This window comes from Microcystis sp. LEGE 08355, from assembly GCF_015207185.1.
GTDB lineage: Bacteria > Cyanobacteriota > Cyanobacteriia > Cyanobacteriales > Microcystaceae > Microcystis > Microcystis panniformis.
In genome coordinates this window covers 1-9,220 of the sequence record NZ_JADEXI010000142.1, presented here as the reverse complement: position 1 = coordinate 9,220, position 9,220 = coordinate 1, and the positions used below count along the sequence as shown (strand labels likewise).

General features: G+C 42.7%; 10 protein-coding genes. 7 read left to right on the top strand and 3 right to left on the bottom strand.

The genetic code is table 11. From position 1 onward, the window contains the following. Positions 1 to 23: 23 nt before the first annotated feature. The 7 genes from IQ242_RS09560 (at position 24) to IQ242_RS09530 (ending at position 5,522) form a co-directional block, all read left to right on the top strand. The gene (locus IQ242_RS09560) at positions 24 to 806 is read left to right on the top strand and encodes an ABC transporter ATP-binding protein (protein ID WP_002771405.1); all 783 of its coding nucleotides are present in this window, start codon (positions 24 to 26) and stop codon (positions 804 to 806) included. A gap of 46 nt (positions 807 to 852) precedes the next feature. After that, positions 853 to 2,187, top strand: coding sequence for an MlaD family protein (locus IQ242_RS09555; protein WP_193959806.1), 1,335 nt, complete (start codon positions 853 to 855; stop codon positions 2,185 to 2,187). A 100-nt stretch (positions 2,188 to 2,287) separates the two neighbouring features. After that, positions 2,288 to 3,391: a non-hydrolyzing UDP-N-acetylglucosamine 2-epimerase gene (wecB, locus tag IQ242_RS09550; protein ID WP_193959805.1), complete on the top strand. Its 1,104-nt coding sequence runs from the start codon at positions 2,288 to 2,290 to the stop codon at positions 3,389 to 3,391. A 3-nt stretch (positions 3,392 to 3,394) separates the two neighbouring features. Continuing rightward, complete coding sequence (locus IQ242_RS09545) at positions 3,395 to 3,880, top strand: crossover junction endodeoxyribonuclease RuvC (RefSeq protein WP_016514371.1); 486 nt, start codon at positions 3,395 to 3,397, stop codon at positions 3,878 to 3,880. 270 nt (positions 3,881 to 4,150) lie between these two features. Then, the gene (locus IQ242_RS09540) at positions 4,151 to 4,402 is read left to right on the top strand and encodes a hypothetical protein (protein ID WP_002771409.1); all 252 of its coding nucleotides are present in this window, start codon (positions 4,151 to 4,153) and stop codon (positions 4,400 to 4,402) included. After that, positions 4,389 to 4,616: a hypothetical protein gene (locus tag IQ242_RS09535; protein WP_193959804.1), complete on the top strand. Its 228-nt coding sequence runs from the start codon at positions 4,389 to 4,391 to the stop codon at positions 4,614 to 4,616. The genes IQ242_RS09540 and IQ242_RS09535 overlap by 14 nt, the downstream gene beginning before the upstream one ends. Before the next feature lie 582 nt (positions 4,617 to 5,198). Next, positions 5,199 to 5,522 carry a helix-turn-helix domain-containing protein gene (locus IQ242_RS09530; RefSeq protein WP_193959803.1) on the top strand — a complete coding sequence of 108 codons (324 nt, stop codon included), beginning with the start codon at positions 5,199 to 5,201 and terminating at the stop codon, positions 5,520 to 5,522. Here the strand turns inward: IQ242_RS09530 and secF are convergent. From secF to IQ242_RS09515, 3 genes are all read right to left on the bottom strand, one after another. After that, positions 5,519 to 6,451: a protein translocase subunit SecF gene (gene secF, locus IQ242_RS09525; RefSeq protein ID WP_193959802.1), complete on the bottom strand. Its 933-nt coding sequence runs from the start codon at positions 6,449 to 6,451 to the stop codon at positions 5,519 to 5,521. The two genes, IQ242_RS09530 and secF, sit on opposite strands and share 4 nt — an antisense overlap. Before the next feature lie 272 nt (positions 6,452 to 6,723). Next, the gene (secD, locus tag IQ242_RS09520) at positions 6,724 to 8,130 is read right to left on the bottom strand and encodes a protein translocase subunit SecD (protein WP_193959801.1); all 1,407 of its coding nucleotides are present in this window, start codon (positions 8,128 to 8,130) and stop codon (positions 6,724 to 6,726) included. Between the two features lie 26 nt (positions 8,131 to 8,156). After that, on the bottom strand, positions 8,157 to 9,140 hold the full coding sequence (locus IQ242_RS09515; RefSeq protein ID WP_002742584.1) for an alpha-ketoacid dehydrogenase subunit beta: 984 nt from the start codon (positions 9,138 to 9,140) through the stop codon (positions 8,157 to 8,159). Positions 9,141 to 9,220: the final 80 nt, after the last annotated feature.

Sequence of the window (9,220 nt, the reverse complement as noted above, 5' to 3'; positions counted from 1 at the left end):
GGTTATAAGATAATTAAGCGACGATGAAAGAACCGTTAATTGAATTGAGAGGAGTATCGAAAAGATTCGGGGATAATGTTATTCTCGAAGGTTTAGATTTAACCATTTATCGAGGGGAGGCCCTGGTAATTATCGGGCCGTCGGGAACGGGAAAATCGACGGTTTTACGAGTAATTGCGGGATTAACGGGGATAAATGCGGGAGAAATTCGTATTAAAGGTCAATTGCGTCAGGGATTGCTAGAAGATGGTCGGGAAGCGATGCGAACTTCCTTAGTTTTTCAACAAACGGCCCTGTTTGATTCTCTCACCGTCGGGGAAAATGTCGGTTTTTATCTTTATGAACAAACTAATTTAAAAAAAGCCAGAATTAGGGAATTAGTGGAAGAAAGCCTGGAAATGGTCGGTTTACAGGGAATCAGTGACCTTTATCCCTCGGAACTATCGGGGGGAATGCGTAAACGGGTGGCTTTTGCCCGCGCTATTATCACTAATCCCGATAATCAGGCCGATAATCCCGAATTATTGCTATATGATGAACCTACCGCGGGATTAGACCCGATAGCTTCCACAATTATCGAGGATCTAGTGCGGACTCTCCATGAAAAATCGGGGTCTGCGAACACCTATGTGATGGTTTCTCACCAACAAAGTACCATCCGACGCACCGCCGATCGAGTAGTATTTCTCTATCAGGGAAAAGTGCAATGGCAGGGATTAGTGGCAGATATCGATCGTACCGATCATCCCATGATTCGGCAATTTTTTAGCGCCAGCATTGAAGGTCCGATTAGAACAATCGTTTAAGCTAGATTAATCTAAATTAAGAACTATCGAGAATGAGAGAAAAATCATGCAGAGTTCGCGAGCTTTACGGGAAGGAAGACTAGGTTTGTTTGCCCTAGGCGGATTATTGGTCTTTGGGGCGCTCGCTATCTGGGTTCGCGGGGGGGGATTTGGTCAAAGAACCTATCAATTAATCTTCGAGTTTGCCGACGTGGAAGGGTTACAAGTCGGGGCACCGGTGCGTTTTCGCGGGGTGAGAGTGGGAAGAATTACGAGTTTTATCCCGGGGAGTAATCAAGTGGAAGTTATTGGCGAGATTGCTTCTGCTACTTTAGTTATGCCTAGGAAGGTAACTGTTACTACCAATCTTTCCGGATTAATTGGGGAGGCAGCCATCGATATCACTCCCTTAGTTTCTTTAAGTGCTGAGGCCAAAAATCTCGACCCTCTGAGTCCCGACTGTGATCAACAGTTAATTCTCTGTAATAATAGTCGTTTACAGGGGACAACAGGAACACAATTAATGTCTAGTGTTGGTCGTTTAGTGGATACTTTTACCAGTCCTGAATTTGTGGGTAATCTCAATGATGTCACCAAAAATACCGCTATAGCGGCCAAAAAAATCGCCCGTTTATCCGATGATACCTCCCAAACTATCCGTAATGCCCAAAGAGAAATCTCTCGTCTATCTTTGGAATTAGCTACCACCAGTCGCTCGGTGACTAATACGGCTAATAATGCCTCGCGTTTTATCAATACTTTAGATAGTACCGTTCAGGAAAATCGCAGTCAAATCAGCAGAACTTTTCAACAATCTTCCCAATTAGTCGCTAATCTCAATGGTGTTCTCAGCGAAAATCGGGGACAAATTGTTAATACTCTCGATAATATTAATCAAGCTAGTTTAGGTATTGGTAGTCTCGCTAATAATCTCAATAATACCGCCCTGAGGTTGAATGCTGGTTTAGATGAAATTGATACTAAACAAGTCATGCAAAATATCGAGACGATTTTGAATAATGCGGTGGAAACATCGAATAATTTACGAGAAATTACTAAAACTATTAACGATCCTGCTACAATTGTCGTGTTGCAAAAAACTCTCGAATCCGCTCGGGTGACTTTTGAAAATACTCAAAAAATCACCTCCGATATCGATGAGTTAATCGGCGATCCCCAATTTCGCGATAATTTAAGACGTTTAATTGATGGCTTAAGTAATCTGCTTTCTTCTGGGGAACAATTAGAATATAATTTGCGTATCGCTCAAACTTTGGATACCATGACTCAAGAGTTAGCTAAACAAAAAGTTTTGACCATCTCTCGACCTTCTTTAAATCCTAAGCAAATGCAACTCTATCCCCAATTTATCGTTCAACACCCCCCCACCAGTGAAAAATGACAAAACAGCACAATTCAAGTGATTTTCAGTTATCAGTAATCAGTGAACTGAAAACTCACATCTGATAACTGATAACTGATAACTGATAACTGATAATAATATGTTGAAATCAATTTGTATTACTCTTGGAACTCGTCCCGAAGCGATTAAATTAGCTCCCGTTATTCGTGCTTTTCAAGAATCGCAACAGTTTCAAACCCATGTAATTCTGACGGGACAGCATAAAGAAATGGTGGCGCAGGTGATGGAATTATTTGCTTTAAAAGCAGATGAAAATCTCGATATTATGCAAACCCGTCAAACGTTAACTGATATTACTTGCCGCAGTTTACGGGGTTTAGAAACGGTTTTTGAGCGCATAAAACCAGATTTAATTATTGTGCAAGGTGATACTACCACTGCTTTTGCTGCTGCTTTAGCGGCTTTTTATCAACAAATTCCTATCGCCCATGTAGAAGCAGGATTAAGAACTAATGATATCTATAATCCCTATCCCGAAGAAGCTAATCGTCGCCTAATTTCTCAACTGACTACCCTACATTTTGCTCCCACTACTTTAGCCGTAGAAAATTTACAAAAATCTGGGGTGACGGGAAATATTCACCACACCGGCAATACAGTTATTGATGCTTTATTAACCGTGGCTAAAACTGCCCCAAAATGTCAAATTGCGGGCTTAAATTGGTCAGATTATCGGGTTTTATTAGCCACGGTTCACCGCCGGGAAAATTGGGGCGAACCCTTACAGGATATTATCAAAGGATTCACTTTGTTACTAGAAAAATATGCCGATACGGCCCTATTATTACCCCTGCATCGCAATCCTACTGTCCGAGAACCAATTCAGTCCGCTTTGGGCAATCATCCTAGGGTATTTTTAACTGAACCTCTCGATTATGCCGAGTTAGTGGGGGCGATTCAACGCTGTTATTTATTATTAACTGATTCCGGGGGCATTCAAGAAGAAGCCCCTAGTTTAGGAAAACCGGTTTTAGTATTGCGAGAAACCACGGAAAGACCAGAAGCAGTGCAAGCGGGAACAGCGAAATTAATTGGGACTAATCCAGAGCAAATTTTAGCAGAAGCGGGAGAATTATTAGGGGATAAAATCGCCTATGATCGTATGGCTAATGCCATTAATCCTTTTGGAGATGGACAAGCATCCCAAAGAATCCTCGAAATCGTCCAAGATTTTTTGGCTTAATCTATGACTACTTGGTTGGGTATCGACCCCGGATTAGCGATTGTCGGTTGGGCTATTCTCCGGGATAATAGTGAGTTAATGCCGATTTTAGTCGATTATGGCACGATCGAAACTTCTAAAAATCTTTCTACTGCCCAGCGTTTGATCGAAATTGAACGGGATTTAAAGGAGTTAATCGCAGAATATAAACCAGGGGAAATTGCCGTGGAAATGCCCTTTTTTAACCGGCAAATCAAGGCAGCTGGTGGAGTCCTGCAAGCATTGGGAATTATCAATCTGGTTAGCTGTCGCGATGGGGGAATTGAACCGATTTTCCTCCATCAAGCTAGTTGGAAATGTCATCTGGGCCATGGTAAGGCCACTAAAGCTGAGGTGGCTGAACAAATTAAGTATTTATTCGGATTGACAAAAATGCCCATTAATGATGCTGTGGATGCTATAGCGATCGCCTATGCCGCTTTTAGTGGTGTTCGCAATCAAATCTCTTGAAGTAATTTGACCCAATTGGTCAAAAAATTTAGCTGGTGACTAACAGCCATCTTTAAGCTTGTACTATCTTAGTTCGATGGGACGGTTGAAGATAATAAGGCCTTCAAATATCTTTGATTAGCTTTGGGTTTCATGCTTCAACCCAACCTACCATATCAGCAATCGCGCCAAAGGGTTTAAGTGTGGACATTGTGATAATTGTCATCGTCAATGCTAACAAAAATATGGTATCATTCTTAAATAAGTATAAGTTTAAAATAATGAAAATAAATGAAAATAAAAGTTTCCCAAAAAAAGGGATCATCAAACGGAGTTAACCCTCGGTTAAAAGATATTGCCTATTCTATGGACGCACTGATTCCAGGCTTTTATATTTGGTTGGGTTCTTTTTGTTGGCGATTGGGGGGTAGTGATGCAGAAGAAAGTTATCCAGGAACAATACATAGTTTTGCTGGTATCAGCTTAGTTTTACCTGGTTATCAAATTTTCACAACCTATAAAGGGAGTTATGACCCTCGATAAGCATCAAATTGATGGTCTTTCTCCCATTTCATCTAAAACAATGCCAGCAGAAGTTTTTGAACAATTGATGTTCAATGCTGGTTATACCGTTGTTGGGTCTGCTCCAGCCAAGGGAAATAGAATTAAAGTCTGGTGGAATCATTCTAGTTTTCGTCGTGTTGAAGCAATTTATAGTGTCGATAGAAGTCTGGTTATTACGGCTTATCATCCATGAATCATGAGCTTTCTGTTACGAAAATATATTTATTGTTTACCCACAACGGGCCCAACCTACAAGATTAGCAATCGCACTACCAGATATTATCAGGCGATTGCCGCTTTGATTGACACAAGCAAAAACTTCAACAGATATAATGGGGCTTGACAGGTGGTATCAGTTATCAAAGCACGGCTCAAGGGATTGAAGGAGGAACTCTCTTGACATCCTCGCCGCCCTAAAAGTGCGGCGATTCCTAAACCTCACGATTTAAGTTTCTGCTTCCACCACCGTCGCATACCACAGTTAAAAAACCATGTACTGTCTTACACAGAGTCCACAGACTTTCGCCCCATTTCAGAAGCCCGATTCCGTGTGTCCCACGGTACGTTGACCGCCTATAGCTTCTTGTACTTGTTGCGCGCGACTTTTTACCCGGCCAAGCTTTTCTGGTCGGAACCCCCTAAGCCGAGTTTTCAAGGCTTCGGCCGTGAGCTCAGCCGAACGGTGCTGCGCCGTCCACTTGGTTTTCGAGACTGGCCTTTTAATTCTAACGTAAAGCCAACCTAGAACGGCGGGGTTTCAGACCCAAAATTTCCGATGAGTGAAGAACAACTTGAACTGGTACAAGGTAGCGGGAATGTGTACCGCGATTTTGGCGATGTAGATGCGGACGTGCGACAAGCGAAAGCACTGCTTGCTGCTGAAATTATCAAGGTTCTGGAGAAGGAAGACTTATCAACCCGCGATGCTCAAGTGCGAACTGGAATTAATCACAGTGAATTTGTCCAGATTCGCCGTGCTAATTTGGGACGCTTTACTATTGACCGTTTGATATCAATTTTGGGTCGTCTCAATCAACAGGTTGAAATTACTATTACGACCCATCCAAGAACCACTGATTCTTCACCAATGGCATCCTAACTGTAATTGAGTGTGGGTCGATGGGAACGACTGCGCCACCAAGCTAGTAGGGTACTAGCGATAAAAATACTCGAATAGGCCCCAGCTACGAAACCGATAATTAAAGCTAGGGCAAAATATTTTAAGGTGGTGCCACCAAAGAGAAAAATCGCCACCAGAGGCAATAAAGTGGTCAGGGTGGTATTAATTGAACGAGTTAGGGTTTGACTCACCGCATTATCGACAATTTCATCCACGGATAATTCGGGGGTATTAACAAAATTTTCCCGCACGCGATCATAAATTACCACTGTGTCATTAACAGAAAAGCCCACAATTGTCAATAGGGAAACCAAAAATAAACTATCCACTTCTACCCCCGCAATTAAGCCTAAAACCGCAAAGACCCCTACAGTGATCAAAACGTCGTGCAGCAGGGCGACAATGGCAAAAAAAGCGTAATCCCGTTGAAAACGGAAGCTGAGATAGGCGGCAATGCCAAAAAAGGAAACTAATAAAGCTAAAAATCCTGACCTAAATAATTCTTGACCGATGGTCGGCCCAACTGTATCGATTTGACTGGTTTCGGGGTCAAAGGTGCCAATTGTCTGGTTTAAGGTGTCGAGTAATTTCGTTCTCTGTTCTTCTGCGAGGGTTTTCGTCCGCACCGATAAAGTATATTTATCCAACACCTGCACACTACTGTTACCCAATCCCTCCTCGTCTAAAATCACTTGCACTTCGGCAGTAGTTAAGGGTTTCTCACAGTTATTCTTTTTGGCACAGGCTAATTCTATCTGAATTCTCGTACCACCAACAAAATCTAAACTCGGTCGCAAAGGCGCTTGAATAGTGAACCAAGAAATTACCATGGCCAAAATACTACCAATCGTCAGCAGGGCCGAGACTGTCCACCAAAAATTACGCTGTTTTGTAACGTTAAATGCCATATCGATTAAGTAAAAAGTAAAAAGGAAAAAGGAAAAAGGAAAAAAGGGATTTGGGGAGTGGGGAGATTTTTCAGTTATCAGTAAGCAGTAATCAGTGGGGAAGTGGGGAAGTGGGGAAGTTGTCTCATCACCCTATCACCCCAAAACCCTATCACCCTATCACCCTATCTCCCTATCTCCCTATCACCCTATCTCCTCCTGACGACCGACTCCTGACGACCGACTCCTGATAACTGATAACTGATAACTGATAACTGATAACTGATAACTGATTATTGATTTACCGGTAAATTGGGGCAGAAAAGTTGGGGTTTTTGGCGAATGCTAGGGACGTTTAACACGGTGATTAACAGGAGAGTGCGACTACAGGTTAAAGCGGTAAACATACTCACAGCTACCCCAATGGCTAAAGTTAAAGCAAAACCTTTGACTAATCCTGAACCCAACCAAAATAAGGCAGCACAGGCGATTAAAGTAGTGACATTACTATCAAGAATACTGGAAAAAGCCCGGTAAAATCCCGACTCCACCGCCCGAAATAGGGATTTTCCGGCCCTTAATTCTTCCCGGGTACGCTCAAAAATTAGTACATTTGCATCAACTGCCATGCCGATACTGAGGATAAATCCAGCAATACCGGGTAACGTCATGGTGACTCCCACTAAGGCAAAAGCCCCCAGAGAGAGAATAGTATAGATAATCAGGGAAACATCGGCAATAATCCCGGGTAAACGGTAATAAACCGCCATGAAGATTAAAACTAACAGTAAACCCACTAAACCAGCGTAGATACTGCGACGGATGCTATCCTGGCCTAAAGTTGCCCCGACGGTGCGAATTTCTTCCACTTTGACAGGGAAAGGTAGGGAACCACCGCGCAATTGAATCGCTAGATCGTTGGCAGTTTCGGCGGTAAAATTACCAGTAATCACGGCCCGGCCTCCTGTGATTCCCGTTTGGGCAAACTGCACATCAACCACAGGGGCGCTAATTAATTCATTATCGAGGAAAATCCCAATACTGCGACCAGTACCTGCGATCGCTTTAGTCAGTTCGGCAAATTTACTGCCCCCTTCCGAATCGAAAGTAATGGCCACTTCCCAGTTAGTCCCTTGGGTGGAACTAATAGTGGCATTTTGCAGATTTTTTCCAGTTAAGTCCACCGATTCAAATAAATTTAAAATCGCCTCTTTAGATTTTTGCAGAGATTGTTCTAGTTCGGCAATTTTAGCGGCATTTTCGGGTTTATTCTCGCCTTTGAGGGCGGCTAATTCCGCTTTTTTTTGTTGAAAAATTGAATATTCAGCCCGGAATTCTCCTTCTGTACCTTGTTTTTGCTGACGAAATTCTAATTGGGCCTGAACATTTAAGTTTCTCTCAGCTTCTTTGGGATTTGTGACACCGGGTAGTTGCACGATTACCTGATTTTTACTGTCCACAGTCTGCACTAATGATTCAGAAACACCGAGGGCATTAACGCGATTTTCAATCACATTTTGTACGGCCTTTAAATCATTAGGTTGAATGGTTGTCACGGTTTCAGTGGGTTTAACCTGAATGGTTAATTGACTACCACCGCGCAAGTCCAAACCTAATTGTAGGGGTAACTTAATCAGGATGATGATCGAGGCAACAACCAGGCCGATGATCAGTAACAATAACCAATTTTGTCTCTGCATAACTTCAGTATCAAAAGGAGAATTTTTTAAATGCGATCACCGACCATTTTTTGGACAGCTTCGACAATCTGATTAGGTTGAATAATCGTCAATCTTTCTAGATTACCGTTATAAGGTGTGGGGATATCTTGGGAAGATAATCTTAACACGGGGGCATCTAATTCATCGAATAACTGCTCGTTAATTAAAGCAATTAACTCGGAAGCAATTCCCGCCGTTTTCATACATTCTTCCACGATAATCACCCTATGAGTCTTGCGAATCGAAGCGGCAATCGTCTCCATATCAAAGGGTTTCAGGGAAATTAAATCGATAATTTCTGGATCATAGCCATCTTTTTCTAACTGTTTTAATGCCTGTAAACAGTGATGTCGCATCCGCGAATAGGTGAGAATGGTGATATCTTCTCCCTTGCGAACGATTTCCGCCTTATCGAGGGGTAAAAGATACTCGCTATCAGGTAAATTTTCCTTGAGATTATAGAGAAGAACGTGTTCAAAGAAAAGCACGGGGTTATTATCTCTAATCGCCGATTTTAATAAACCTTTGGCATTGTAAGGAGTGGAACAAGCGACAATTTTTAGGCCAGGTACCGCGTGAAAATAGGCCTCTAAACGTTGGGAATGTTCCGCACCTAATTGTCTCCCCACACCCCCCGGACCGCGGATAACCATGGGGATTTTAAAATTACCGCCGGAAGTATAACGTAACATCCCGGCATTGTTGGCAATTTGGTTAAAGGCAAGCAGAAGAAAACCCATATTCATGCCTTCAATAATCGGACGCAATCCCGTCATGGCTGCCCCCACTGCCATGCCCGTAAAACTATTTTCAGCGATGGGAGTATCTAAAACCCTTAAATCGCCATATTTTTTGTAGAGATCTTTGGTAACTTTGTAGGAACCGCCGTAATGACCCACATCTTCACCTAAAACAAATACTGTCTGGTCGCGGCCCATTTCCTCATCGATCGCCTGTCGCAAAGCATTAAATAATAGGGTTTCTGCCATATCAAGTCCCCGCTTACAATTCGGTCATCTTATCACTAAACTTATTAGCTCACCCCTTTTCTGGCCCGCGGGAAGTGGGG

What these genes read in the sequence shown, in the direction of transcription:
- IQ242_RS09555 (WP_193959806.1), top strand. Translation starts at nt 853, where the DNA reads ATGCAGAGTTCGCGAGCTTTACGGGAAGGAAGACTAGGTTTGTTTGCC.
- IQ242_RS09540 (WP_002771409.1), top strand. Translation starts at nt 4,151, where the DNA reads ATGAAAATAAAAGTTTCCCAAAAAAAGGGATCATCAAACGGAGTTAAC.
- wecB (WP_193959805.1), top strand. Translation starts at nt 2,288, where the DNA reads ATGTTGAAATCAATTTGTATTACTCTTGGAACTCGTCCCGAAGCGATT.
- IQ242_RS09560 (WP_002771405.1), top strand. Translation starts at nt 24, where the DNA reads ATGAAAGAACCGTTAATTGAATTGAGAGGAGTATCGAAAAGATTCGGG.
- IQ242_RS09515 (WP_002742584.1), bottom strand. Translation starts at nt 9,140, where the DNA reads ATGGCAGAAACCCTATTATTTAATGCTTTGCGACAGGCGATCGATGAG.
- secD (WP_193959801.1), bottom strand. Translation starts at nt 8,130, where the DNA reads ATGCAGAGACAAAATTGGTTATTGTTACTGATCATCGGCCTGGTTGTT.
- IQ242_RS09535 (WP_193959804.1), top strand. Translation starts at nt 4,389, where the DNA reads ATGACCCTCGATAAGCATCAAATTGATGGTCTTTCTCCCATTTCATCT.
- IQ242_RS09530 (WP_193959803.1), top strand. Translation starts at nt 5,199, where the DNA reads ATGAGTGAAGAACAACTTGAACTGGTACAAGGTAGCGGGAATGTGTAC.
- IQ242_RS09545 (WP_016514371.1), top strand. Translation starts at nt 3,395, where the DNA reads ATGACTACTTGGTTGGGTATCGACCCCGGATTAGCGATTGTCGGTTGG.
- secF (WP_193959802.1), bottom strand. Translation starts at nt 6,451, where the DNA reads ATGGCATTTAACGTTACAAAACAGCGTAATTTTTGGTGGACAGTCTCG.